At 32.8% G+C, this 26,064-nt stretch carries 26 protein-coding genes and 3 pseudogenes; 21 read left to right on the top strand and 8 right to left on the bottom strand.

Annotated elements, in window-relative coordinates; all coding sequences use genetic code 11:
* From DQN38_RS05115 to DQN38_RS05105, 3 genes are read left to right on the top strand one after another with little or no spacing between them, the layout of a single operon-like run.
* Positions 1 to 714, top strand: a complete 714-nt coding sequence (locus DQN38_RS05115; protein WP_111738204.1) for a zinc ribbon domain-containing protein — start codon at positions 1 to 3, stop codon at positions 712 to 714.
* Entirely contained in the window at positions 711 to 1,841 is a 1,131-nt protein-coding gene (gene waaA / locus DQN38_RS05110; protein ID WP_024305186.1) for a lipid IV(A) 3-deoxy-D-manno-octulosonic acid transferase, read from the top strand. The genes DQN38_RS05115 and waaA overlap by 4 nt, the downstream gene beginning before the upstream one ends.
* A 9-nt stretch (positions 1,842 to 1,850) precedes the next feature.
* Positions 1,851 to 2,615, top strand: coding sequence for an RluA family pseudouridine synthase (locus DQN38_RS05105; RefSeq protein ID WP_002849608.1), 765 nt, complete (start codon positions 1,851 to 1,853; stop codon positions 2,613 to 2,615).
* A gap of 57 nt (positions 2,616 to 2,672) precedes the next feature.
* On the opposite strand, the pseudogene DQN38_RS09290 reads toward DQN38_RS05105, so the two are convergent.
* A pseudogene (locus DQN38_RS09290) lies at positions 2,673 to 3,053 on the bottom strand (methyl-accepting chemotaxis protein); the annotation flags it as partial.
* A gap of 1,894 nt (positions 3,054 to 4,947) precedes the next feature.
* Positions 4,948 to 6,351 carry an SLC13 family permease gene (locus DQN38_RS05095; RefSeq protein ID WP_065843848.1) on the bottom strand — a complete coding sequence of 468 codons (1,404 nt, stop codon included), beginning with the start codon at positions 6,349 to 6,351 and terminating at the stop codon, positions 4,948 to 4,950.
* A gap of 332 nt (positions 6,352 to 6,683) precedes the next feature.
* Between DQN38_RS05095 and ffh the strand changes: the two genes are divergently transcribed.
* The 7 genes from ffh to DQN38_RS05060 all read left to right on the top strand — a co-directional run bounded on the left by ffh (position 6,684) and on the right by DQN38_RS05060 (position 10,600).
* Positions 6,684 to 8,030, top strand: coding sequence for a signal recognition particle protein (ffh, locus tag DQN38_RS05090; RefSeq protein WP_010400988.1), 1,347 nt, complete (start codon positions 6,684 to 6,686; stop codon positions 8,028 to 8,030).
* 70 nt (positions 8,031 to 8,100) lie between these two features.
* Positions 8,101 to 8,328, top strand: a complete 228-nt coding sequence (rpsP, locus tag DQN38_RS05085) for a 30S ribosomal protein S16 (RefSeq protein ID WP_002849606.1) — start codon at positions 8,101 to 8,103, stop codon at positions 8,326 to 8,328.
* A 5-nt stretch (positions 8,329 to 8,333) separates the two neighbouring features.
* Entirely contained in the window at positions 8,334 to 8,579 is a 246-nt protein-coding gene (locus DQN38_RS05080; RefSeq protein WP_002849604.1) for a KH domain-containing protein, read from the top strand.
* Positions 8,569 to 9,099 (top strand): ribosome maturation factor RimM, encoded by a 531-nt coding sequence (rimM, locus tag DQN38_RS05075; RefSeq protein WP_042960416.1) that lies wholly within the window; start codon positions 8,569 to 8,571, stop codon positions 9,097 to 9,099. Before DQN38_RS05080 ends, rimM begins: the two co-directional genes overlap by 11 nt.
* 3 nt (positions 9,100 to 9,102) lie before the next feature.
* Positions 9,103 to 9,801 (top strand): tRNA (guanosine(37)-N1)-methyltransferase TrmD, encoded by a 699-nt coding sequence (trmD, locus tag DQN38_RS05070; RefSeq protein WP_065843849.1) that lies wholly within the window; start codon positions 9,103 to 9,105, stop codon positions 9,799 to 9,801.
* On the top strand, positions 9,798 to 10,154 hold the full coding sequence (gene rplS / locus DQN38_RS05065) for a 50S ribosomal protein L19 (RefSeq protein WP_002849599.1): 357 nt from the start codon (positions 9,798 to 9,800) through the stop codon (positions 10,152 to 10,154). Before trmD ends, rplS begins: the two co-directional genes overlap by 4 nt.
* Positions 10,155 to 10,261: 107 nt before the next feature.
* Positions 10,262 to 10,600, top strand: coding sequence for an AraC family ligand binding domain-containing protein (locus tag DQN38_RS05060; RefSeq protein WP_002849598.1), 339 nt, complete (start codon positions 10,262 to 10,264; stop codon positions 10,598 to 10,600).
* A gap of 1 nt (position 10,601) precedes the next feature.
* Here the strand turns inward: DQN38_RS05060 and DQN38_RS05055 are convergent, their stop codons facing one another.
* Genes DQN38_RS05055 through alaS form a run of 4 tightly spaced genes read right to left on the bottom strand, consistent with a single transcriptional unit; the run spans position 10,602 to position 16,109 of the window.
* Positions 10,602 to 12,539 (bottom strand): transglycosylase domain-containing protein, encoded by a 1,938-nt coding sequence (locus DQN38_RS05055; protein ID WP_038453554.1) that lies wholly within the window; start codon positions 12,537 to 12,539, stop codon positions 10,602 to 10,604.
* Entirely contained in the window at positions 12,536 to 13,081 is a 546-nt protein-coding gene (maf, locus tag DQN38_RS05050) for a septum formation inhibitor Maf (protein ID WP_002849596.1), read from the bottom strand. Before maf ends, DQN38_RS05055 begins: the two co-directional genes overlap by 4 nt.
* A complete protein-coding gene (locus DQN38_RS05045) occupies positions 13,081 to 13,575 on the bottom strand; it encodes a hypothetical protein (RefSeq protein ID WP_002849595.1) in 495 nt (164 codons plus the stop codon). Before DQN38_RS05045 ends, maf begins: the two co-directional genes overlap by 1 nt.
* Positions 13,572 to 16,109 carry an alanine--tRNA ligase gene (alaS, locus tag DQN38_RS05040; protein WP_065843850.1) on the bottom strand — a complete coding sequence of 846 codons (2,538 nt, stop codon included), beginning with the start codon at positions 16,107 to 16,109 and terminating at the stop codon, positions 13,572 to 13,574. The genes DQN38_RS05045 and alaS overlap by 4 nt, the downstream gene beginning before the upstream one ends.
* Positions 16,110 to 16,326: 217 nt before the next feature.
* Between alaS and DQN38_RS05035 the strand changes: the two genes are divergently transcribed.
* Entirely contained in the window at positions 16,327 to 16,536 is a 210-nt protein-coding gene (locus DQN38_RS05035; RefSeq protein ID WP_038453548.1) for an alkylphosphonate utilization protein, read from the top strand.
* A 31-nt stretch (positions 16,537 to 16,567) separates the two neighbouring features.
* Here the strand turns inward: DQN38_RS05035 and DQN38_RS05030 are convergent, their stop codons facing one another.
* On the bottom strand, positions 16,568 to 17,488 hold the full coding sequence (locus tag DQN38_RS05030; protein ID WP_024305378.1) for an AEC family transporter: 921 nt from the start codon (positions 17,486 to 17,488) through the stop codon (positions 16,568 to 16,570).
* 118 nt (positions 17,489 to 17,606) lie between these two features.
* Here DQN38_RS05030 and DQN38_RS05025 point away from each other — a divergent pair, with 118 nt between their 5' ends.
* Positions 17,607 to 18,914 carry a DNA recombination protein RmuC gene (locus tag DQN38_RS05025; protein WP_065843851.1) on the top strand — a complete coding sequence of 436 codons (1,308 nt, stop codon included), beginning with the start codon at positions 17,607 to 17,609 and terminating at the stop codon, positions 18,912 to 18,914.
* Positions 18,915 to 19,017: 103 nt separating this feature from the next.
* Positions 19,018 to 20,068, top strand: a pseudogene (locus DQN38_RS05020) (type II asparaginase).
* Between the two features lie 36 nt (positions 20,069 to 20,104).
* Here DQN38_RS05020 and DQN38_RS05015 read toward each other — a convergent pair.
* Positions 20,105 to 20,581, bottom strand: coding sequence for a DUF4405 domain-containing protein (locus DQN38_RS05015; RefSeq protein WP_065843973.1), 477 nt, complete (start codon positions 20,579 to 20,581; stop codon positions 20,105 to 20,107).
* 109 nt (positions 20,582 to 20,690) lie between these two features.
* On the opposite strand from DQN38_RS05015, the gene DQN38_RS05010 reads away from it, so the two are divergent.
* The 8 genes and pseudogenes from DQN38_RS05010 to DQN38_RS04975 all read left to right on the top strand — a co-directional run bounded on the left by DQN38_RS05010 (position 20,691) and on the right by DQN38_RS04975 (position 26,063).
* Entirely contained in the window at positions 20,691 to 21,305 is a 615-nt protein-coding gene (locus DQN38_RS05010) for a LysE family translocator (RefSeq protein WP_011732046.1), read from the top strand.
* 8 nt (positions 21,306 to 21,313) lie between these two features.
* Positions 21,314 to 21,913, top strand: coding sequence for a LysE family translocator (locus tag DQN38_RS05005; protein WP_002849582.1), 600 nt, complete (start codon positions 21,314 to 21,316; stop codon positions 21,911 to 21,913).
* 42 nt (positions 21,914 to 21,955) lie between these two features.
* Entirely contained in the window at positions 21,956 to 22,435 is a 480-nt protein-coding gene (locus DQN38_RS05000) for a 3-isopropylmalate dehydratase small subunit (RefSeq protein ID WP_002849579.1), read from the top strand.
* A 24-nt stretch (positions 22,436 to 22,459) separates the two neighbouring features.
* Positions 22,460 to 23,530, top strand: coding sequence for a 3-isopropylmalate dehydrogenase (gene leuB, locus DQN38_RS04995; RefSeq protein WP_002849578.1), 1,071 nt, complete (start codon positions 22,460 to 22,462; stop codon positions 23,528 to 23,530).
* Positions 23,527 to 23,778, top strand: a complete 252-nt coding sequence (locus DQN38_RS04990) for a hypothetical protein (protein ID WP_002849577.1) — start codon at positions 23,527 to 23,529, stop codon at positions 23,776 to 23,778. Before leuB ends, DQN38_RS04990 begins: the two co-directional genes overlap by 4 nt.
* A 179-nt stretch (positions 23,779 to 23,957) precedes the next feature.
* Positions 23,958 to 24,122, top strand: a pseudogene (locus tag DQN38_RS09285) (CiaD-like domain-containing protein); the annotation flags it as partial.
* Positions 24,082 to 25,188, top strand: a complete 1,107-nt coding sequence (locus tag DQN38_RS04980) for a tRNA nucleotidyltransferase/poly(A) polymerase-related protein (protein ID WP_002849575.1) — start codon at positions 24,082 to 24,084, stop codon at positions 25,186 to 25,188. The pseudogene DQN38_RS09285 and the gene DQN38_RS04980, both read left to right, overlap by 41 nt.
* The gene (locus DQN38_RS04975) at positions 25,185 to 26,063 is read left to right on the top strand and encodes a Ppx/GppA phosphatase family protein (protein WP_011732044.1); all 879 of its coding nucleotides are present in this window, start codon (positions 25,185 to 25,187) and stop codon (positions 26,061 to 26,063) included. Before DQN38_RS04980 ends, DQN38_RS04975 begins: the two co-directional genes overlap by 4 nt.
* Position 26,064: the final 1 nt, after the last annotated feature.

Below are 26,064 nucleotides of genomic sequence, written 5' to 3'. Positions count from 1 at the left end.
ATGAACAAATACCTAGAACAGCTAGTTAATCTATCTCAAATTGACCAAAAAATAGATAGCTATGCGCCGCGTATCGAGAATATTAATAAAAACTTAAACGTTAAAAAAGAGGAAATCTTATCTATAGATGAGAAGGTAGAAACTATACAAACAGAAATAGAAGAGTTAAAAAGTCAAATTTCAAATACAAACTCTCATATAGTTGAGTTTGGTGCGAAAATAAAAGATATCGGTAAAAAAAGCGGATCTGTAAAAACTGAAAAAGAGATAAAGGCTCTGAATTTAGAAGAAGATTTAGCAAAAGATCAACTAGAAGCGGCAAACAAAGAGATAACTAGATTGGAAAGGATTATAGAGTCAAAACTTAATTATGAAAATGAGCTTAAGCAAAAAAAAATAGAGATATCTAAAACTCTTAGCGAACTTGAAAATGAAGTTTCTGAAGAGCTTTCAAATATAGAAAAAGATAGAAATGAAGTATATACTCAAAAAGAGGATCTTTTAGCTAAGATGAATCAAAAAGTTTTGACTTTTTATGAAAAAATTCGTAAATGGGCTAAAAATACAGCCGTAGTTCCTGTAAGAAAACAGGCATGTTATGGTTGCTTTATGAAAATAAACGATAAAACTTATGCAAACGTTATAAAAAGCGAAGATATAATTACTTGTCCGCACTGCGGTCGTATTTTATACAAAGAAGAAAATGGCGAGTGATCTATACATTTTTAAGCTTTGTCATTTTGATTTTAGCATCGCCTTTTCTGGCTTTGCTAAGCTTTAAGTCTAAATTTAAAAATAGTATTCCTGCTAGATTTTTTTTAAAAAACAGTAAAAAACTTCCGGTTTCAAATTTCCATTTCCATGCATGCAGCCTAGGTGAAGTTGCTAGTATAGAGCCGTTTTTTAATTCTTGCGAGAGTTCGCGTATATCTGTTGTCACGCAAACAGGATTTGATAGGGCTAAAAAGTTTACTAATGATCTATGTTTTTTACCATTTGAATGTTTTTTGCCGTTTTGGTGGTCTCATTGTAAAGTGCTTGTGGTTTTTGAGGCTGAGCTCTGGCTAAATTTATTTAAAATAGCAAAACAAAATGGTAGCAAAACCATACTTTTAAATGCTAGGATTAGCGATAAATCTTATAAATCTTATTTGAGATTTAAATTTTATTATCAATGGATTTTTACCTATGTGGATTTGGTATTGGCTCAAAGCGATACTGATAAAATTCGCCTTGAGAGTCTTGGCGCAAAGAACGTAAAAGTGATAGGAAATATAAAGTCTGCAAACTTACTAAAACCAACTAAAATATATCAAAAACCTCAAAAAAGAGTTATTACTATAGCTAGTAGTCATGAAAACGAGGAGAAGCAGATACTCTCTTTATTGAATTTAAAAGATAACGATATGCTTTTTATAGCTCCTCGTCATCCTGAGAGATTTCAAAAAGTAGGTATTTTAGTGAGTGAATTTGCCAGCAAAAACAATTTGAGTTATGAAAAATTTAGCCAAAACTTAGGCTTTAAAAGCGATGTTGTGCTTATCGATACTTTAGGAGAACTTGTAAATATCTATAATATCAGTGATATAGTAGTTCTTTGTGGTAGTTTTGAAAAAGGTATCGGCGGACATAATCCTATAGAAGCGGCTCAGTTTAATTGTTCTATAATAAGCGGTGAGTTTGTTTATAATCAAAAGCCGCTATTTGAAGCGGTAGATGGCGTGGTGATGAGCGATTATAAGAGTTTAAATACGGCTCTAAACTCAAATTTAAAAAAATGTAGTATAAAAAATAGATGCGATTTTAACACAGTATTACAAGAGATAAAAAGCTACTTATAAGAGGTAAAAATGAAACAAGAAAAAGCATATAAACTTCTTGCTTTGCAAGAAGGTATTTCAAACAATGAAGCAAAAGAGTTGATAGATTCAGGTCTTGTGAGTGCAGGCGGCAAAAGACTCGTGCTCGCAAGAGGACTTTTAAACGAAAACACCTCTTTTAAAGTCACAAAACTCGCAAAGCCGGTTATGATTTATGAAGACGACAATATCGTAGCTGTAAATAAACCGCCTTTTATAACGAGTGAAAAAGTAGCAGAAATATTTAAATTTCCGCTTTTAAATAGACTCGATAAAGAGACTAGCGGCGTGATTTTGTTATATAAAAATGAAGAGTTTCAAAAAGCAGCTATAAAAGAATTTGCCAATAACAAAGTAAAAAAAACATATCTTGCTATAGTTAGAGGAATAGTAGTAGATGAATTTAGCGTAGAACTTCCTATAAGTACAGTAAAAACAAAGTCTGGAGCATTTTCTAAAATAGATTTAAGTCGTGGAAAAACAGCTATAACTCATGTAAGTCCTCTTATGGTAGAGGGTAAAAAATCACTCATAAAAGTCGGTATAGAGACCGGAAGAACTCACCAGATAAGATGTCATTTAGCTTACTCCGGTTACGGCGTGATAGGTGATGAAAAATATGCTAAAAATAGCTCAAAAAGAGTATATTTGCATAGTTTTGAAACTGCTCTTTTAGGTTATAAATTTAAAGCTTTGCCCGATAGAAGTTTTTGTGATTTTGGATTTGAAATTTCTAATGGAATTTTAAACTCATAGTTTTTAAAATAAATTTATAAAAAGATACTCCAAATAATTTCGGAGTATCTTAAATTTTTAGAATTTCTTTTTATTTACGTCCGCTAATATATTATCGGCTATGGTATTTACGTTTTGTGTAATATCGTTAGTAGTATTTGCAATTCCGACATTTGTTTGAGTTACGCTTTCTAACTGAGCTATAGATTCATTGATTTGTCCAAGACCTATAGTTTGCTCTTTTATAGATTCACTCATATCATTTACACTTTGTACTAAGATATTTACATTGACTTCAATTTCGCCTAAAGAGTTATTTGTTCTCTCAGCTAGTTTTCTAACTTCATCCGCAACAACCGCAAATCCACGTCCGTGTTCTCCTGCACGCGCCGCCTCTATAGCTGCGTTTAGCGCAAGAAGATTTGTTTGATCTGCGATATCTTTTATCACGCCCACGATATTTTTGATATCTTCGGCTTGTTTTGTAGTTTCAACAGTTCTATCGCTGATACTTTGCATAGAGCAGCTTATTTGTTCTACCGCGGCTGCGGATTGCTCAAGAGAATGTGCTTGTGTGCGCGATCCGTCTGTTAATTTTTGCATAGATTCTCTAAGCTCTTTGCTTTGCTCGGCTAGATCTTTGGCAAAACTTAAACTAGATCTTAGCATTTCTTTTATCTCATCTCCTAAGACATTAGTGGTTACTTCTACTTCTCCTTTTGCGTTTGCAATATTTGTTGTAAAATCAAGAGATTTATAAGAGTTAAATACGCGATTTATCTCATTCATATTGCTTCCTACTTTATTTTGAAGCACTAACAACATTTTGTTTAATACGTTTTTGAGTTCGATTAACTGCGGATTTGCAGGATCTTTTACTATCCTTGCGGTAAGATTTCCACCTTCTATTTCTTTTGCTGTTTCTACTGATTGTTGTACTGCTTCTTGATCTTTTATTAAACTATCTCTTGTTTTTGCTATATTTGCATTGATCATATTTCCCATAGCTCCTAGCTCATCGTTTGCATGGATTTTGATCATTTGTACTTCTTTACTTTCATGATTTATAAATTTAAAGAACGAGTCTAAAGCATTTAATAAAATTGGAAGCCTCATAGCAAGATTTGCTTTGATATAAAAGTAGATAAACGCTAAAGATACAACTAAAAATATCAATGACGCGACAAATATAGTTTTTTGTAGACTGTATAAAGGAGCAAATACAGAATCTATCGGCGCTGTGGTTATAATTGCCCAGTTGCTAGAGTCTCTTGCTGTAGTAAACGGAGCGACCACGGCGTAACTACTTACTCCTGTTGAAGTTGTATAATTTGAGAATATCTTAAATTCATTTTTAGCAACTGCATCTGTCAATGCTTTAGCATGAGGATTGATATCTTGAATCTTTTTTAATAGTATATTAGAGTTATCATGCACTGCTATTGTACCATCTTTTGCTATAATGGCTTTTGTATAACCGCTAAATGAATCTAATTTATTATCTAAAAGAAAATTTGAAATCTCTTTAAAATTAAGTGAAAATGCTATCACTCCGATCGGTTTTTTACTATCATTATTAAAAATAGGTAAAGCTACGTTAATTCCTATAAAACTATTTGATCCAAAAGATATTTTTTCGACATTTCCTACAAAAACTCTATTGCCATTAGGGTTTCCTTCAATTAAGGCTTTTTTTAAGATTGAGTCGTTGATCGCAGTATCTGAGGCTTGCATCGATTCTATGCCGCCTTTTTTGCTTGTATCTTCATCGCGGAATAATATTAGAAATTTTCCGCTTTCTGTAGTATATTTATTAATACCTTTAAACTGCTCTGGAGGATTTGTGAGATATAACATCGCATAATTCGCATAAAGACTACTGTCAAATACGTTTGATAGTATGCTCTCTATGTTTTCAAGTTTTATCTCATTCATAGGAACTCTATGAAAAAAGTCATCTATTACGGCGTGAGCACTTTGAGTAGTGGCTATGATTTCATTCATCATTCCTTCTATAGTAGCTGCGTATTTGAAAGCATCGTTTGTGATGATATATTCAGCATTTTTTGTCATATTACTGCTAGTTTGCCTAGCGACAATATAGCTTAAAATCGCAATTCCTATAGTGATGATAATACCGACTATAAGAACTAATTTGGTTCCGAGTTTTAGGTTTTTCAACGCACCCCCCCCCATCATTTTTCTCTCCTTATGATTTAATGATATTAAATTTAACATAGCATAATACCAGATATTAAATTTAGCCAAAATCATATTATAGTACGATAAATATATTATTAATAATAAATAAAAATATAATAACTCATTATGGTATATTAATAAAACAAAATACTTACAAAAACCATCTCCAATAAAGCATAGAAAGTATAATTATAAATGTAACTCCAACTAAACTAAGCAAAATCCCAAAGCGAAACATGTCCCAAATTTTAATCTCTCCTTTACTAAAAACGATAGCATTTGGTGGAGTCGATATAGGAAACATAAAAGAAAAACCAACGCAAATAGTCGCTACAAGCATAACTAAACTTTGCATTTGAGGATCTAGAAATCCTTTTGTAGAGGCAAATATAATAGAAAGCAAAATTGCTATTAATGCAGTTGAGCTTATGAACATAGTTAAAAATAGCACAACCATACAGACGCAAAGCAGAAAAACCAATATAGGAAGAGTGCCAAAAAATTCAAAAATAACTTTAAACGAATTTCCGAGTTGCATTTCAGATATCGCCATTGCTATGCAAAATCCAGCTCCGAATAAAAAATTTATTTCATAAGGAATAGACTTTGAATCCTCCCATTTTAAAAATCCTATTTTTGGTATAAACATTAAGAGTCCAAACGCCAGTAAAATCACATTTTCATTCAATCCAAGTCCGGGATAAATAGGTTTTATAGGCGAATTTAAAAGTAAAATTATAAGTAGAGCGGCTATCATTACGATAAGTCTTTTGTGTTCTAAATTTATGCTTATATCTTTAAAAATATCATTTTGTAAAGTATGATTTCCTATATTATAAGATAAAATTTTTACCATAGCATATAACATACATAGCGTTAGTGGTAGCATCATAGCTATCCAAGTTACAAATCCTATACTTTCAAATAGAGCCGTTTCTAGAAATCCTATAAAAATTAGGTTCGGAGGCGTTCCGATAGGAGTAGTAATTCCGCTTATACTTGCACCAAAAGCTACTGATAGCAAAAAACGAGTTTTTAAAATCGGATCATTAGATATAGACATTGCCACTGGTATAAGAAGTAATGCTACCGTGGAGTTTGAAAGCGCACTTCCAAGCATCACGCTAATAAGTCCTAATGCTGTTATAACTCCTTTTGGAGTTGATGGAAAATAACTTAAAACTTTTTTAGCTATGATTCGATGCAGGCCTATTTTTTCAACAGCAGTTGCCAACATAAAACCGCCTAAAAATAAGAATATTATAGGATTTGCATAGTTTCCAGTTGTGCTTTTTACATCTAAAATTCCAAAAGCAGGAAAAAGTATGATAGGTAGCAATGATACGATGCCTAAAGGTAAAGCTTGATTTGTCCATAATATGATAAGCAAGGTCAAAATACCTACAAAAGCTCCTATCTGTAAAGAAGCTTCAAAGTACGCTATACTAAGAATTGCTACTAGTAGAGCAGGGAGTATAGCGGCTATCAAGCCTAATGAAATTTGTTTTTGTGTTTTTGATTTTATTGTCATATAAATTTTACTTTTTAATTTCATAAGTTTACCTCGTATTTACATTAAATATATTTTATAATATTTTATTTGCATTATTTTTCAAAATTTATAAATATTTATGTGTAATAAAATTATCTTTTTATTAATATATTTTATTATATTTTTTCTTTATGTATAATAAATTTTTACCATAAAAATATTATAATTATATATTTATAGTATTATTTTATAGTATTATTTTAAATTTTATTAAATTTTTGTATATAGATACTTACTAAACAAAAATAGATTTACATCAAAAAAGCATTTAAACAATTTCAAAGTAAATAAAAGCTATAATTAGCACCTTTTAATAAAATTTATAAAGGTAAATTGTGTTTGAACTTATAGGTGAATCATTAAAATCAGCTGTTAATAAACTTAAATTTGTCGATGATGAAAAGGCGCTTAAAAATGCGCTTGATACCCTAAAAAAAGCACTTTTAAAAGCAGATGTTCATCACAAAGTTACTAAAGAATTAGTGAATTTAGTAGAATCCGACCTTAAAAAGACTTCAATTGGTCAAAAACAATTTTTAGATAGCATTAAATCAAATTTAACAAGTATTTTAACTGCTCCAAACGACGGAAATAAAGGTAGCGGCTTTGTTTATGCGAGTAATCCTCCAACCGTAGTTTTGATGGCCGGACTTCAAGGTGGCGGAAAGACGACTACGACCGTAAAACTAGCTAATTATCTAAAAGTTCGTAAGAAAAAAGTTTTAATCGCAGCTTGCGACTTGCAGCGTTTAGCCGCAGTTGAGCAATTGCGTCAGCTTTGCACCGCAAATGAGCTTGAGCTATTTTATATGGAAAATGAAAACGATCCTATAAAAGTAGCTAAAAATGCCTTACAAAAAGCAAAAAACGAGTTGTATGACGTTCTTTTAGTCGATACCGCAGGTCGTCTTGCTATAGATGAAACTCTTATGAGTCAGATAAAAGATATTAAATCAACTATAAATCCGCATGAGATATTTTACGTAGCTGATGCTATGAGCGGACAAGACGGCGTAAAAACTGCTGCTAGCTTTAATGAGGCGCTTGGCATAACAGGCGTGATTTTAAGTAAATTTGACGCTGATACAAAAGGCGGCGTTGCTATTGGCATAGCAAAACAGATAAATATTCCGCTTAGATTTGTCGGTGTAGGTGAAAAACCGGCGGATCTAGAGAGCTTTATACCAGATAGAATCGTCGGTCGTATAATGGGCGAGGGCGATTTGGCAACGCTTGCTGAAAAAACAAGCACGATAATAGATGAAAAAGAAGCAAAAAGATTAAACAAAAAAATCAAAAAGGGTGAGTTTAATTTTAATGACTTTTTAGCTCAGCTTGAGAGTGTTAAAAAACTTGGAAGTATGAAAAGCCTTATAGGGATGATACCGGGTCTTGGAAATATGGCAAATCAGATAAAAGATATAGATCTTGATAATAGCAAAGAGATAAAACATATAAAAGCTATGATAGATTCTATGACTCCAAAAGAGCGTGAAAATCCGGATCTTTTAAATAATGCTAGAAAGCGTAGAATTGCAGCTGGAGCAGGAATAGGTCAGATAGAAGTAAATAAATTTTTAAAACAGTTTAGCAATGCAGCAAAACTTGCTAAAAGATTTTCAAATAAAGACAGCATGAAAGGATTTGCTTCTATGATGGCAAATTCAAATCGCCCTAGATAAATTTAGGGCTTACTTATGGCTAAAATTTAGCTATAATTAAGCCTTAAAAAAAATAATGAGGAGAAAAATAATGGCAACAGTAGTTAGACTAACAAGAATGGGACGTAATAAAAGACCATTTTATCGTATAGTTGTTACAGATAGTAGAAAAAGACGTGATAGCGGTTGGATAGAGAGCATAGGATACTATAATCCAATGGTAGAACCAGAGGTTGTTAAAGTTGATGCTGATAGGCTTGCGTATTGGAAAAGTGTTGGTGCAAAACTTAGCGACAGAGTTGCTCGAATAACAAAATAATCACAATGGTAGAAGAATTTTTAAAAGAGTACGCAAAACTCATAGCCGATTGTCCTGAGCTGATAAAAACCGAAAAAATACATCTTGGTGAAAATTTCGATGAGATAATTATATATGCGAGTAAATCCGATACGGGTAGACTTATAGGCAAAGACGGAAAAATGATAAATGCTATTAAAACAGTGATTATAGGCTGCAAAGCAAAAGATCCAACATCATATAGAATTACGGTAAAAGCTATTGAAGAGTGATTTTGTAGAGGTTTGCATACTTGGAAAGACTGTTGGTTTAAAAGGGGCTTTAAAGCTCCATGACCGCAGTGATTTTCCTAATCAATTTAAAAAGGGTGCTAAATTCTATGATATAAATAGTAAAGAATTTGTCATAAAAAGTTATGATAGAAATAACAATCTGGTAATTTTTGAAAATTATGATAGCATAGATCTTGCTAAAACGCTTGTGAATTATATCTTATACAGAAGTATTAATGATACTATAAGAGATTGTAAGCTCGCAAAAGATGAATTTTTCTATTTTGATATCATAGGTTGTAATGTTTTTGAAGATAAAATTTTGCTCGGAGAGGTAATAGATATATTAGAAGTTGGAGCTGGATTTTTATTCAGTATAAAAACAGAGGGCGATCTCGTAAAAGCCGGTTTAAATTCCAATTTTTATATACCTTACAATGATAATTTTACTCAAAATATAGATATAAAATCTAAAAAAATTCAGGTTAAAAATTCGTTAGATATATTAAAAAATTCATAAATTATGCAGTTTAACTTTATAACTATATTCCCAAATTTAATTAAACCGTACTTTGATGACTCCATACTTTCAAGGGCGATCAAGAGTAGTATTATAAAGTTAAACTTCATAAATCCAAGAGATTTTAGCGCAGATAAGCATTTAAAAGTAGATGATTATATGATAGCTGGAGGTGCAGGGCTTCTTATGAAAGCTCAGCCCGTATTTGATGCTATTGACTCATTGGATAGTACTCACATTATCTATCTTACTCCAGCAGGTAAAAAATTTACTCAAAATGACGCAAAAAGACTATCTAAATTTGAAAATATTACTTTTATTTGCGGAAGATACGAGGGTATTGATGAGAGAATTATAGAAGAAAAAGTTAATGAGGTATTTTGTATAGGTGATTTTATAATGACCGGCGGGGAGCTTGGAGCACTTTGTATGTGCGATGCTATCACAAGAAATCTTAATGGAGTTTTAGGCAATCCGAATTCGCTTGACATCGAGAGTTTTGAGTATGGAATGCTAGAATCTCCGAGTTTTACTAAGCCAAACGTATATAATGGTTTGAGCGTTATTTCAGCTTTTTTAAAGGGTAATCATGGTAGAATCAACGCTTTGAAAAACAATATGGCGTTGTGTAAAACTAGGTTCTTCCGCCCTGATTTATATCAAAAACTCAGATCGCCAAAAAAACAGAAGGAAAAAAGATGAGAAACAAATACATAGAAGCATTTGAAAATGCTCAAATTGAAAACAAGTCTGTGCCTGATTTTCGTGCTGGCGATACTTTAAGAATTGCTATTCGTATCAAAGAAGGCGATAAAACTAGAGTTCAGAATTTTGAAGGTATCTGTATAGCTAGACGCGGTAGCGGTTCTGGGGAGACTTTTATCATCAGAAAAATAGGTGCAAATAGTGTTGGAGTTGAGAGAATTTTCCCTATTTATAGCGAAAGTTTAGAGAGTATTACGGTTCTTAGAAGAGGACGTATAAGAAGATCTAAGCTATTTTATCTAAGAGATAGACGCGGTAAAGCTGCAAGAATTAAAGAACTTAAAAAATAATTATAACTTTTATAATATCACGTCAAAAAAGGCGTGATACTCTTAATCTATATCAATCAATTTTATCTTAAAATTTACTATAATATTTTAAAATTTAAAGGAATATTATGGAAAAAATAGTATTTAATACAACATCTTTTGATGGCGTAAAAGCAATAAAACTAGTCGAAACTAATTTTAGCAAAGAGATTAGAATATCTATGCAAAGTGGATCTATAATGGCCGAACATAAAGCTCCAGCTACTATCATAGTGCAGGTTTTGAAAGGCTCTATTATGTTCTATGTAAATGAAAAAGAAAGTAGGCTTGATGAGTTTGATCTCATAACTCTTGATGCGAATATTCCACATTCTTTAGAAGCTTTAAGTGACTCTATAATTAGACTTAGTTTGGCTAAATCTGATAGTGAAAGTCGTGTTTTTAATGTTACAAATTTAAAACATTAAATTAAAATATTAACCCATCGCTCTCTTGAGTAGAGATTGCATCTGTTTTTTGTGAAGGCAGTGGAGAAGTACTTGTATATATTTCATCTATGCCTTCATAAATTTTATGATATACTCCATTTGGGGTTTCAAATTTACGTTTAGTTTGAGGAAATGCTGCTATATAATTTGTCATAAACTCCTTGAATACAGGAGCTGCGGTTCTTCCGCCACCTTCTATTTTTCTCATAGGTAGATTATTATCGTTTCCATACCAGATAATGGCTTGGACTTCAGGAGTAAATCCGCAAAACCACGCATCTACGTTATTATTTGTAGTTCCTGTCTTTCCTGCTACTTCTATACCTTCAACTTTTGCATTTCGCCCGGTTCCGGCATTTACGACATCTTTTAGCATATCTATCATTAAATACGCCTGCTGAGGATCTATGATTTTAGAACTTTCTTGCTCATATGTTGTTAATGTGCCGTTTGTGCTTTCGATGGATTTTATTAGCCTTGATTTGCTCTGCTCTCCTAAACCTGCGAACATTGAGTAATATTCGCTAAAGTTTATAAGGCTTACTCCAAAACTTCCAAGTGCTATTGAAAGATTTTGAGGTATATTATTAAAACCAAAATATGAAAGTTTTTGCTGAACTACGTCTAATCCTATAGAATTTAAAAGATTTATGGTGGCTAAATTACGAGACTGTCTTAAAGCATGTTTAAGAGTTATGTATCCTTCAAAATTTCCACCATAATTTTTTGGTTTCCAGTCTTTATCCTCTTCGCTTCTATTTACATTTTCAAATACTCTTGATATATCTGCTACTTTACTCATAGGAGAGTAGCCAAGATCAAGAGCGATTTGGTATATGAATGGCTTGAAGCTAGATCCTGGTTGGCGCTCACTTTGCGTGGCACGGTTGAAGTTACTTTTTGCGTAGTCGATACCTCCGACTAATGCTAGTATTTCACCATTTGTAGGATTAGTTACTATCATAGCGCCGTTTAGATAATTTTGATCTGCATTTTTATCTCTTTTTAATATCTCGTTATATCCAAATTTAAGCGCATTTTGCGCTATTTCTTGTACTTTGAGATCGGCATTTAATGTGATTTTATATCCACCGTATTTTATATCCGGAAATATTTTATAAGCTTCTTTTAATGTTTCATCTACTAGATACGGAGCCCTGTTTTGTGTTAATGTCTCATCATATACTACAGGAGTTTCTTTTAAGGCCTGAGCGTATTCGTTTTCACTTATCCAGCCTAATGCATACAGTCTTGTAATAACTCCATTAGCACGTGACAAAGATAGATCTATGTGTCTAGTAGGATCATAGTTACTAGGTGCTTTTGGGAGTCCTACTAGTATAGCAGTCTCTTTTATAGTAAGTTCATTTAACTCTTTTTTAAAATATCCGAGTGCTGCTGTTTTTATACCATAATAGCCGTGTCCAAAATATACTTGATTGAGATATCTTTCGATAATTTCTTCTTTGGTCAGATCTTCTTCTATCTTGAATGCTAAAATAACCTCTTTTAATTTACGAGTAAATTTTTTATCGCGTGTTAGAACCATATTTTTTATCAGTTGTTGAGTTAAAGTGGAGGCTCCTTCCACTAATGACATTGCTTTTATATCTTTTATGGCTGCTCTAAAAATAGCTTCTACATTTATACCTCCATGCTCAAAAAAGCTTGTATCTTCAACTGCGACTAATGCTTCGACAACTCTTGGAGGTATCTCTTGATATTTTGCATATTGTCTATTTTCTTCGTCAAAAACATTAGCTACAAGGTCTCCATTTCTGTCAAAAATTTGAGTTGTTAGTTTTGGTTTATACTCTACTATGGCAGATATATCTACTCTGATTTGTGAGTAAAAATATATAAGAGCTGCAAATATCGCAATTGCAATTATAGTAAAAAAGCCAAAAATATGCTTCATAAAAATACCTTTAAACTCTTTATATCAAGTCCCATGGCAGTTTGTTTATTACCATAGCTTTTTTGTATATATTTTTCATTAAATCCTTCTATCATCATAGCTCCCGCCTTTTTTTGCCAAAGACCACTACTTAGATAGTTTTGCATATCGTCTTTATCAAAAATATTAAATTTATACGTAGCAACGCTAAGCATATCTATGCAAAATTTATTCCCAAAAAACTTCATCGCTGTATATACGCTAGTAAAGTTACCGCTTTGCAAGTTTAACATCCATCTTGCTTCGTCTATATCTTTTGCTTTATTTAGTATAATATTATTGCAAATAACACTACTATCGGCAAATAAAACATTTGCAAATTCATCTTTAAATTTAGAAAAAAACTGCTTTGATTTTTCTGTAACAACATTCATAGAGTATGATTTTGCCGATGTTTTTGGTATGGAGCTTTCGTCATATTCCATGATAATTTGTTTAAATTCTATATTGAACTGAGATAGTATATTCGCTCTTGAAGGAGAACTAGAAGCCAGTATAATCATCAAATTCCTCTAAAAGTTATACCAAGATATATGCTTATAAACGATAAAACTATATTTAATGGAGTAAAGTAATATATGATTAAAACTAAATTTTCATGAGTTCCGATAACCTCATCGTTTAAAAATGCATTTTTGGCTAGATTAAATTTGTGCCACATATATGCGATGTTTGATAATATAAATAGCATCAAAGCCCATTTTGTAGCAACTATCGCCTCTATCATAGGATCTGAGATTTTGAACTCATCTCTGCTAAGAAGAAATATTCCGCTTATGCAAATAACTGATATTAAGCATAGTTCACTTATCATAAAACGCCTAAATTCTTTCAAAATAGTTTTGTATCTATGTGTGTTTTGCTCAATATCTTTGAAAAAATATCTAGAAAATATAACTACGCTTAATTGTACAGCTATAAATAACACTGAACTGCTTATATGTATAAACGGTGCTATTTGATCAATTCTTGCAAATGCGGTATTTGTTACGTTCAAAGTTTCTCACTTATAAATTTAGTAGCAGCATTTAGAGCTTCGTCTATTTTGCTTTCATCTTTACCTCCGGCAGTGGCAAAATCATCTCTTCCGCCTCCGCCTCCACCGACTATAGGAGCCACTGTTTTTACTAATTCTCCGGCTTTTATGCTTGTGTTTTTGCTTCCTGATCCTAAGCTTACTTTGCCGTCTTTTACACCGGCTAAAAATACGACTACTTTATCAAATTTATTTTTTAGTTCATCTATTTTGCTTTTTATATCTCCATCAAATTTAGATACTACAACCTTTACGCCGTTTATATCTTTCACGTCTAAATCTTTTGTATTTGAAGCGTTTTTTAGATCGTTTTGAAGTGATTTTATCTCATCTTTTAGCTTTTTTATAGAAAGCAACGGATCTACACCTTTTAAACTATCTTTTATATCGTTTATCTCTTTTCTGAACTCTTTTGATAGCTCAAGTGCCGCTTTAGAACAAACCGCTTCTATACGCCTTACTCCTGCGCTTACTCCGCTTTCACGGACGATAAAAAAACTTCCTATCTCATTTAAATTTTCTACGTGAGTTCCTCCACAAAGCTCTTTTGATGGGCCAAGTGTTAATACCCTGACTTTATCTGCGTATTTTTCACCAAATAGAGCTATAGCTCCGCTTTTCTTAGCATTTTGTATATCCATAATTTCTATCTTTGCTGGTGCACCTTTTAAGATCGCTTCATTTACGAAATTTTCGATTTTTTCTAATTCTTCTTTTGTTACTGGTTTTGGATGAGAGAAGTCAAATCTAAGCTTATCGGCTTCTACGCTACTTCCGGCTTGAGCTATATGAGCACCTAAGACGTTTCTAAGTGCTGCTTGAAGTAGGTGAGTGGCTGAGTGGTGACGGCGAATCTCTAGTCTATTTAAGCTAACTTCACAAAGTACTATATCGCCTATTTTTATGCTGTTTTTTGCTTCTATCATGCTTAAATTTAGACCGAAATACTTTTTAGTATCAAGAGCTTGATTTTCACCTAACATACCGGTGTCTCCACACTGTCCGCCGCTTTGTGCATAAAATGGAGTAGAGTCTAGCATCACGTATCCGATTTCACCGTTTTTTAACTCATTTACTCTTTTAAATTCGCTATTTAAAAGTGCTAAAACTTTGCTGCTGCTTTTTAGATTATCATATCCTATAAATTTATTTTCTCCAAATTCTTCAAGTAAGGTTTTAAAGTCTCCGCTCTCTTTTGCGGCGTCTCCGCTACCTTTCCAGCTAGCTTTTGCGCGTGCTTTTTGCTCATTCATAAGAGCGTCAAATTTAGCTTCGTCTACGCTAAGTCCTTTTTCTCTTAACATATCAGCAGTTAGATCAAGCGGAAATCCGTAAGTATCGTATAGTTTAAATGCTACTTCGCCGCTAAAGACGTTGCTAGAGGTTTTTGCTAGCTCTTCGTTAAATAGATCAAGCCCCGCTACTATAGTAGCTAAAAATCTCTCTTCTTCAAGTTTTATAAGCTCTTTTACATACTCTTTTTTCTCTTTTAGATACGAGTAGTGTTCGCCCATTAGCTCTACTACTTTATCAACTAGTTTATACATAAACGGTTCTTTTATACCAAGTAAGTATCCGTGGCGAACGGCTCTTCTTAATATACGTCTTAATACATATCCGCGTCCTTCTTTGTCAAAATTTACGCCTTGAGCTAGTAAAAACGTAACAGAGCGGATATGATCGCTGATCACTCTATAGCTAGCTCCTGTTTTATACTCGTACTGCTTATGACAAAGCTTTGCAACTTCGTTAATAAGAGGCATAAATAGCGAGCTGTCGTAGTTGCTAAATTTATCTTCTTTTATAGCCGTAACTCTCTCAAGCCCCATTCCTGTGTCTATAGAAGGCTTTGGAAGAGGAGTCATAGTGCCGTCTTTGCTTCTTTCAAACTGCATAAATACAAGATTCCAAATTTCTAAAAATCTATCTCCATCACCACCCATATAGTCTTCATCGCTGTTAAAATGCTCACTTCCTTGATCATAAAATATCTCACTACAAGGTCCACAAGGTCCAGTATCACCCATGGCCCAGAAGTTATCTTTATCTCCAAAGCGGTAAATTCTATCTTTTTGTATAAATTTTTGCCATAATTCATACGCTTCGTCGTCTTTTTCATGAACCGTAACATAAAGTTTGTCTTTTGGTAACTTTAACACTTCTGTGACAAACTCCCACGCGTAAGATATGGCGTCTTTTTTAAAGTATTCGCCAAAGCTGAAATTTCCCAGCATCTCGAAAAAAGTATGGTGGCGCGCTGTATAACCAACATTGTCTAAATCATTGTGTTTTCCGCCGGCCCTTATGCAGGTTTGACAGCTTGTACGAATAGGCGGATTTGGTCTTGGAACGTCTCCTGTAAAAATACTTTTAAAAGGTACCATTCCAGCATTTGTAAAAAGTAAGGTCGCATCATCTGGTACTAGGGGAGCCGATGCTATAATCTCATGTCCTTTGCTTTTAAAAAAATCCAAATATTCTTTTCTAATATCCATATTAAATTTCCTATAATTTATAAAATAGCTCCAATTCTAGCACAATTTTATTAAAAAATTAGTGAATTTGTATTTTTTGGTCTGATTTTCTACTATTTTTATATTTGAGTATATTTAATTGTGCTTAAAGTATGGAAATGGATTATGTATTAGTTGTAAAATATTAATATTTCAGAATAAAGATTGTATAATATTTTTAAATTTACAAAGGTCTAAAATGGCTAAAGATAGCAATCAAAATGAACTAAACAATGCAGATAGCGTAACTGTTATCAAAGATTTGAAAATAAAAGGTGCCAGCGCCACTATAAAACGCGGTACAACTGTAAAAAACATCAAACTTATAAGCAAAGATAATGAAGTCGAATGCAAGATACCGGGTATAGGAACAGTTGTTTTAAAAACGGAATTTCTAAAGAAAATTTAAATTAATACACTAGAAATTATTTAAATTTAAACTACATAGATCCAAGCATCGGTATGATAACAAAAAGCGTCGCCATAGAGAGTAAAATTTCAAAAGTTGTGATAGAACTCATCAAATTTACATCTCCACCAAGCTCTCTTGATAGTATGTGAGACGTCGGAGCTGTAGGCATCGCAGCGTATAAAGTAGCCACCGCTAGATATAAACCGTTTGCTCCCATGAGTTTAGCTAGCAAATACGCTATGATAGGCAGCAACACTAGTTTTGCAAATGAGCTTACTAAGATCTCTTTTTTGGCCGAGCTTATCGATCTTAGCTCAAAGCCTACACCCACAGATAAAAGCCCCATAGGCAATGCGGCGTGACTTACTATAGAAAGACTTTTAAAGATAAAAGTAGGTATATAGGCATTTGCTAAATTTAAGATATATCCGACTATACAAGCAACTATAAGTGGATTTTTTACTATCGTTTTTATGAAGTTTTGCATAGAAAACTTGCCGTTTTTGATGTATATGGCAAAAATTGATATGCAAAGTATATTTACAAAAGGTATCGCAAACGCTATAATTATGGCTGCGACAACTAAGCCGTCTTTACCGTATATCGCAGATGTAAGAGCTAAAAATACGTATGTGTTAAATCTGATTCCGCCTTGTACGACGGACGTGAATTCGGCGTTTTTAAAGCGGATTATTAAATTTAAAAGCACCAATATAACTAGCATTATTCCAAGGGAGCTAAGTGAAGAAAATACTATATTTATAGTACTTTTTATATCCAGATCCACGCTTCCTAGCTCATATATCAGCAAACAGGGCATTAAAACATAATACGTAAATTTATCCATCTTAGGCCAAAACTCAGTAGATGGAAATTTGATACTTTTAAAAAAATACCCAGTGCTTATTATCAGACAAATAGGCAAGAGCGCATTAAATATATATTCCATGTTTTACTCCGGATCTGGTTTGCAAAAAGCGCCATTATAGCACTTTTGGTATATTAAATCAAAGTTTTTAAGAAAATCTAAGATATAATTTTATCTAAAATAAAATTCGGGAAATAATATGGAAATTTATATACTTTTATCTTTGGTTATTTTTGTTTTTGGAGCTTTGATTTTTTATCAGTTTTTAAAGATAGATAAGTTTAAATTTGAGCTTAAATTACAAAACGAAAGATTTTTAAATTTACAGATCAAATTTGATGAAAATAGATCTGAACTACTCAATTTAGAAAACAAAATCCAAAATTTAAACGAGCAAAAAATGGAAGGCGAGATAGAAAAAGCAAAGCTAAAGACTAAATTAGATGAGCAGATCAATCTAAATTTGGAGTTAAAAGCAAGACAAGACGAGCTGGATTTGAAAACTAGAGAGTATTTTGAGCTAAAAACAAAAGAGATGAGCCAACATCTTTTAAATTTAAATACAAAATCTCTTGGCGAAAATTCACAAAAGATTCTTGAAAATCTGATAAATCCTCTCAAAAACGAGATAGAAAAATATCAAAAAGAGAGCGTAAATACAAGTACGATTTTTAAAGCAAATTTTGAAAATCTCAAAACAGAAACAAAAAACATAATCTCACAAGCCAAAAATCTCGCAGATGCGCTAAACGGTAACAAAAAAGTGCTAGGAAATTGGGGTGAGATACAGCTTGATAGCGTACTAGAAGCTAGCGGATTGATAAATGGAAAAAACTATTTTAAACAAGTCGGCTACAAAGATAAAGACGGAAATCAAAAATACCTAGACGTGGTTGTGGATTTTGGCGAAAGTAAAAAAGCTATCATAGATTCGAAATGTTCTCTTGTGAATTACAACGCGTATTTTAATGCTCAAAGTGACGAGCAAAAAAACCAATTTGCAAAAGCTCTAGCAGGAGATATCAAAAAGCACATTGAGCTACTTAGTTCAAAAGAGTATCAAGACTACGATACTAAAACGTATGAATATATATTTATGTTCGTGCCAAACGATAGCATATTTTACACCGCGTTAAATCAAGACAGCACGATATACGAGTATGCTTATGAAAAGGGCATTTTCATCACAACTCCGCTTACTCTTTTGATGGCGTTAAAAACGGTTTATATATGTTGGAGAAATTTAAAAAGCGATGAGAATGCTATGAGAATTCTTTCTGAGGCCGGTAGAATGTATGATAAATTTAGAGTATTTACTGAACAATTCGATAAGTTAGAGAGTCAGTTGAACACGGTTATAAAAACAGTAAGTTCTAGCAAAACAACTCTATATGATGGCAGCGGAAATTTGCTAAGCAGATTTGAGAATTTAAAAAAACTTGGTGCAAAAACTAATAAAAATATATCTAAAATTTATAACGAATCAGTTGAAAATAATTTAATTTAATTTTTAATATAAATTTATCTTGACTAAATCATTATAAAATTGTATAATTATATTGCAAAAACTGGGATCCTAGATTTTAAACTTTAAATTAAAATCAAAGGAGATAACTATGTGCTTAAAAAAGGTGTTTATACTTATGCTGATTACGATATCCGCTATGTTTGCCAAGCCTACTATTTATATACTTGCTACTGGCGGAACTATCGCAGGCAGCTCTTCAAGCTCTCTTAGTAGCGGCTATACTTCAGGAACGGTTACGGTAGATAAACTTATAGCTGCAGTTCCACAAATCAATGAAATAGCTACGATAAAAGGTGAGCAAGTAAGTAATATCGGCTCTCAAGAGATGAATAACGAAGTTTGGCTAAAACTAGCAAAACGCGTAAATGAGCTTTTAGCTAGCAAAAACGTAGATGGTATCGTGATCACTCACGGAACAGACACTATGGAAGAGACCGCTTATTTTCTAAATTTAGTCGTTAAAAGCGACAAACCTATAGTTATGGTCGGAGCTATGAGAAACTCAGACTCTTTAAGCAGTGACGGTCCGCTAAATCTATATAACGCCGTAAATGTCGCAATTGATAAAGAAGCAGCAGGCAAAGGTGTTTTGGTTGTTATGAACGATGAAATTCACGCTGCTAGAGAAGTCGCTAAGACAAACACTACTGCGGTAAATACTTTCGTTTCTCCAAATAGCGGTAAAATTGGTACCGTTATCTATGGAAACGTTAAGTTTTATATGCAGCCGACTAGAAAACATACAAAAAATAGCGATTTTGATATATCTAAAATCAGCTCTTTACCTAGAGTGGATATAATCTTTAGTCATTCAAATGACAATCCTGATTTTGTCAATGCTTCGCTTGAAAATGGAGCAAAGGGTTATAATTAACGCAGGAATGGGAAATGGAAACATATACCCATCCGCTCTAGAAGCTTTAGCAAAAGCCGTCAAAGACGGTGTAATTGTTGTTAGAGATAGTAGAGTAGGTAGCGGAGAGACTACGAATCCGGGTGAAATAGACGATGCAAAATATGGATTTTTAACAAGTGATAATTTAAATGCTCCAAAAGCTAGAGTGCTTTTGATGGTAGCTTTAACAAAGACAAGCGATCCTAAAAAGATTTGGGAGTATTTTTTAACTCACTAAGCGATACAGCCCCTTGATTTGGGGCTTTATTTGATTTTATTTATTTAATAGTTTTTTTACTAAATCATTTTCTTTTATATTGTTTTTAGCGGCAAATTCTTTTACGCTTATATCTTCAAATTTAAGTCCGTTTTTATTTAGGTATTCATTAAATAAGCTTTCATTCGTGCCGAAAATTTTCTCTGCAGTACTTAAATTTAGATTTGTAAAGTTTTGATATACGTCTTTAAACGGCGGTTTTGGATTATTTGGTGTAGCAGCTATAAAAACTACCGACGCCGCAAATAAAACTCCCATTATAGCCAGTTTTTTTCCTGCGAAGTACTTTTTGAACGGTGTTAAATTTGCCATTATATGCAGCACACAAGCTATCACCATTGCCATACCTATATACTCGTGTAAAACTTTTATACCGCTAGATTTTATATCAAAAAACATAAGAACTCCGGTTATTCCTACTACTATAAACGTAACTATCGTAGCTGTCGTGCCGATCGGTTTTGATGCTTTCATTTTTTCCCTTTTTTTATAAATTTGATGAAATTATTATAAAATAGTGTTAAAAAGTTGTGAATTTATATAAGTTTTTGATACAATACCACGCAAAAATTGAGGTAATTTTATGGATTGGATTTTATTTATCACAAGTTTCTTTTTGGCTGCTTTAAGTCCCGGCCTAAATATGCTTATGGCGCTTACTATCGGGCTTAGCGCAGGTTATAAAAGAGCGTTTTTATTTATCTTGTCATCTACTGTTTGTATAGCTGCTATCGTGTTTTTAAGCGGAATTGGGATAGGATTTTTGATAACTAAATTTCCGTTTTTCTTTACTGTTCTTAGGATTTTTGGTGCGTTTTATCTATTTTTTATAGCTTATAAGATGTTTTTAGCTACTAAAATAAATAGCAATATAAAGATAGATGTTAGAAATTTAAGTTCAAAAGCTATAGTTTTTCAAGGATTCGTAAGCTCTTTTGGCGATCCTATTATATGGGGATTTATGATAAGCTTATTGCCTAAATTTATGGATGTTCATAATCCTTTTAACTCTACTTTTGCTGCGTTTATCATAGTCATAGCTTGTATAGAGTTTGCAGCTACAAATATCTATGCTACTTTTGGCTCAAGCGTGAAGAAGTTTTTTAGTTCAAACTTTAAAGTCATAAATAAGATTAGCGCAACGCTGTTTTTACTACTTGGAGTCTGGATGCTTTTTGACGTGTTTAAATCTTTTTAGGTGTTATTATGGACTGGCTACTTTTTATAACTACATTTTGGGTGATTTCACTACTTCCTGGGCTAAATATGACTTTGGCTCTTAGTCTTGGTATGAGCGTTGGATATAAAAAAACGCTTTTTATGATGGCAGGAGCGACGATAAGCCTTGGTATAGTCGCTTTTGTATGCGCTGTTTCAGTAGGAGCGGTGTTGGCTAAATTTCCGATATTTTTTCAAATTTTTACCGTTATTTGCGCTTCTTATCTTTTGTATCTGAGCTATAAAATGTTTCTCGGAAGCAAATTTAACCTTGATGAAAAAGCAAAAGATATAAGCTCTAAAGCTCTGTTTTGGCAAGGCTTTATGAGCTCAGTATCAAATCCAAAAGCGTGGGCATTTTTTACCGCTTTATTTCCGCTTTTTATAGATAGCGTTTCGCCCTTTGGTATAAGACTGTATATGATGATACTCGTCTTGATGTTTATAGAAATCATAGACTTTAATATCTATGCTCTTGGCGGAGTCGCGTTTAAAAAACTGCTTAAAACTAAAGCTTATCTGATAGAAAGAGTAAGTGCGGTTTTGATAGCTATCATAGCAGTTATGATGATAATTGAGCGATTTTAAGTTTAAATTTGATATAATCGACCAAATTTTTAAAGGAAAAGTATGTCTAAAGTATGGAAATTTAAAGATAATATTGATACAGATATAATAATAGCCGCAAGATACTTAAATACTAGCAATCCAGATGAATTAGCCAAACATATTATGGAAGATGCGGATAAAGATTTTTATAGCAAAGTCACAAAAGGCGATATCATAGTAGCTGGAGAAAATTTTGGTTGCGGAAGTAGCCGTGAGCATGCTCCTCTCGCTTTAAAAGCTGCTGGTATAAGTGTAGTTATAGCGAGGTCTTTTGCAAGGATATTTTATAGGAATAGCTTTAATACGGGACTTTTGATATTAGAGTGTCAAAAGACTGATGATATAAGTGAAGGAGATAATCTAGAAGTTGATTTTAGCGGTGGAATTATAAAAAATTTAACTCAAAAAACTGAGTATAAATTTGAGCCGATTCCGGAATTTATGCAAGAGCTTGTTAGATCTGGCGGTCTTATTAATTATGCTAAAAAAAGTCTAAATTAAATTTAAAAATAAGGTAAAACATTTATGAATCGATATAATATTTGTGTTATAAAAGGTGATGGAATAGGTCCAGAGATAGCAGAAGAGGCTATAAAAGTACTCGATAGTGTTAGTGCTAAGTTTGGATTTGAGTTAAATTACGAATATTTTTTGATGGGCGGAGCGGCTATAGATGTATTTGGCGTACCGCTTCCTGATGAGACTTTGGAGTCTGCTTTAAAAAGTGACGCGGTTCTTTTTGGGGCTATAGGTGGATCAAAATGGGATAATTTGCCAAGAGACCTTCGTCCAGAAAGCGGTCTTTTAAAGCTTAGAAAATCTCTTGGAGCGTACGCAAATTTGCGTCCAGCGCTTATTTTTGACGAGCTTATAAATGCTTCTACTTTAAAACCAGAAGTATTACAAAACGTAGATTTGCTTGTAGTTCGTGAGCTTACTGGGGGACTTTATTTTGGTGAGCCAAGACAAAAAGATACAAATAGAGCTTTTAATACCATGGTTTATACTACTCAAGAGATAGAAAGAATATCTAAAATCGCTTTTGAAGCTGCTATGAAAAGAGATAAAAAAGTCTGTTTAGTAGATAAAGCTAATGTTTTAGAAACGTCTCAACTATGGAGAGAAGTAGCTTCTAAAGTAGCAAAAGATTATCCTGAAGTGAGTTTGGAGTTTATGTATGTTGATAACGCTTCAATGCAGTTAGTTAGAAATCCAGCCCAATTTGATGTTATTTTGACTGAGAATTTATTCGGCGATATTTTAAGTGATGAAGCAAGTATGATATGCGGCTCTATCGGTCTTCTTCCAAGCGCTTCTATAGGCGGAAAAGTAGGAATTTATGAGCCGATACACGGAAGTGCTCCTGATATTGCAGGACAAGGAATTGCCAATCCTATAGCTATGATACTTTCTGCAGCTATGATGTTGAAATATGCTTTAAATAAAAACGAAGCCGCAAACGATATAGAAAAGGCCGTAAGAGCTGTTTTAAGAGATGGATATAGAACAAAAGATATTGCTAAATTTGATGCTAAAGAAATTTGCACCACAAGTGAAATCGGCTCAATAATTAGTGATTACGTAAAAAAGATATGAAAAATACAATCACAGAAGCTTTAATTTATGAAAATCAAGGGCTTAGAAATGACGCCCTTGAAGTTTATAAAAACATTTTAAAAGCTGAGCCGCACAATCAAGAAGCTCAGTCGGCCGTAAGACGTCTTAGCGGTCTTAGACGCAAAAATGTTTATGTAAATGAGCAGATGCTTGATTTTTTTCTAAATTTAAAAACCGATGACGAAATAGGCATAAGAGAATTTAAAAGGTGGCTAGTTAAAATATGAAACTTGAAGATATCGCAAAAATTACTATAGATGAAGTTACAGCTGAACTTGAAAAGATACAAAAATTAGATGAAATTCGCGGCGATATTGTAAGCGTTGAAGAATCTGTTGCAAATAGAGTTGAAAACGATGATAAGTCAACTATTAAGCCTGAGTTTAAGGATGAAAGCGTAAATAGCGAAATTATTTTTCTAAAAAATTTAAAAGAGAGAATAGGCGTTTTATTTGAAGGCTTAAATAGTTCTGATAATAGCAATATGGAATTGAAGCTTGATTTGACAATAAAATTTTTGGAATTCGCACTTGCAAATATCGAACATCGTCTCACAAATCTTTCAAAATAACGAGTTAAGCACTCTAAAAAATATACTTAAACACCGGACTAAACGCGCTTATCTTGTTGGAGGATGCGTTAGAGATATGCTTCTTGGAGCTAAAAATATTGATTTTGATATAGAAGTTTATGATATAGATCCTTTCAAATTTGAAAATATTATGCATGATATCGGTGCTACTGGAGTTGGAAAAAGCTATTTTGTATATAAATATAAAAATTATGATATAAGCCTACCTAGAACTGAAAGTAAGAACGGAATAGGTCATAAAGCTTTCATAGTTTCATACTGTAACGATGAAAAAATTGCGAGTAAAAGACGCGATTTTACTATGAATGCTATGATGATCAATATATTTAATGGCGAAATACTCGACTTTTGGGGCGGTCGTAAAGATATACAAAACAAGATTTTGAAAATAGTTGATAAACATAGTTTTTGCGAGGATAGTTTAAGAGTTTTAAGAGCAGTGCAATTTGCTGCAAGATTTGGTTTGAAAGCGGATGAGCAAAGCTTAAAAATTATGCGCAATATCAGTATAGACGATCTTAGCAAAGATAGAATCAGATCTGAACTTGAAAAGTTTTTTATAGCTCCTCATAAAACTTTTGGAATAGAACTTTTGAGCGATTTGGGGCTAGATAAAAGACTTTTTGGAGTTAAATTTGAACCAGATAGTTTTGGTAAAATAGTTCAGCAGCATTTCAATATAACGCATGATTCAAGAAGTTTTTTATATGATCTTATAAACTTTTATAAATTAAATCCAAAAGAGATTTTAGATAGTTTGTCTCTCGGTAAATTCTATAAAAAATTGATAAACGAGCCGTTTTTAAAGCGAGCTAGCAGATATGAAATGATGAAAATAGCATTAAGTATGCCGCTTTCAAATTGGCTTGGGTTAAATACGAAAAATAGGGTAAGAATGGCAGTTGATTTAGGATTTTATGATAAAACATTTAATCCAAATATCGATATAAGCAAGTTATCTCATCTAAGAGGCAAGGACTTAGGAGAGCATTTAAAAGTGTTAAAAGAACTCGAAATTAAAGCTTTTTTAAAGGATAAAAGATGATCTGCATAGATCTTGGCTCAAATACTATACGAGTTTGCGCTATGGATGATAATCTTGAGATTACCCAAAGTTATGAAAAGATAGTCGGCTCAGCTAGAAATTTAAGCAGCGAAGGTCTTAGTATGGCAGCAAAAATGCGTATTACTGAGGCTCTTGGTGAAATTATCGTTACGTTTGATTTTAAAAATGATAGCCATATAGCAGTTGCCACTGAGGCTTTTAGGCTAGCATCAAATGCTAAAGATTTTTTTTATGATATTGAACGTGATTTTGGTATTAAATTTAATATCATTAGTGGAAATTTGGAGGCTAAATTAGCAAGATTGGGTGTGGAAAATAGAGCTTTGAAACTTGGATTTCATATAGATGAATCTTTGCTGATAGATCTTGGCGGTGCTAGCACTGAGATAAGTTTTGCAAATGAGTTTAAGAGTTTTAAATTTGGAATTGTAAGGTTTTGCGAGGAGTGTTGTAGCGATGAAGCAAAGTTTAAAATAGTCGCTAAAGATAAAATTCAAGATGCTTTGAGCTTTATTTCTAAATTTAATTTTAAAAATATTATTCTTACGTCTGGAGTTCCAACTAGCGTGGTTGCCTTAAAACTTGGACTAAAATATGAGAATTATGACGCTAAAATGATAAATGGAGCTATTTTAGATCTTGAGGATTTTGACGCAGCTCTATTAAAACTATCTTTATCAAATGACAAAGATAGTTTAGTAGGTAAAAATAGGACTTCTTTAGTAATAGCCGGAATTTATCTTTTAAAACCGATATTAGAAGAATTTAGCGTTCCATATATAGTGATAGACGATGGGTTAAGAGAAGGAATAGCAGTAGCCAGTAAGCTTGGATTATTAAATTTAAAGGAGTAAA

The sequence above is a fragment of the Campylobacter fetus subsp. fetus genome (assembly GCF_900475935.1).
Taxonomy (GTDB): domain Bacteria; phylum Campylobacterota; class Campylobacteria; order Campylobacterales; family Campylobacteraceae; genus Campylobacter; species Campylobacter fetus.
Note: the sequence above shows the minus strand (reverse complement) of the source record. Positions and strands in the feature narration are given on the sequence as shown.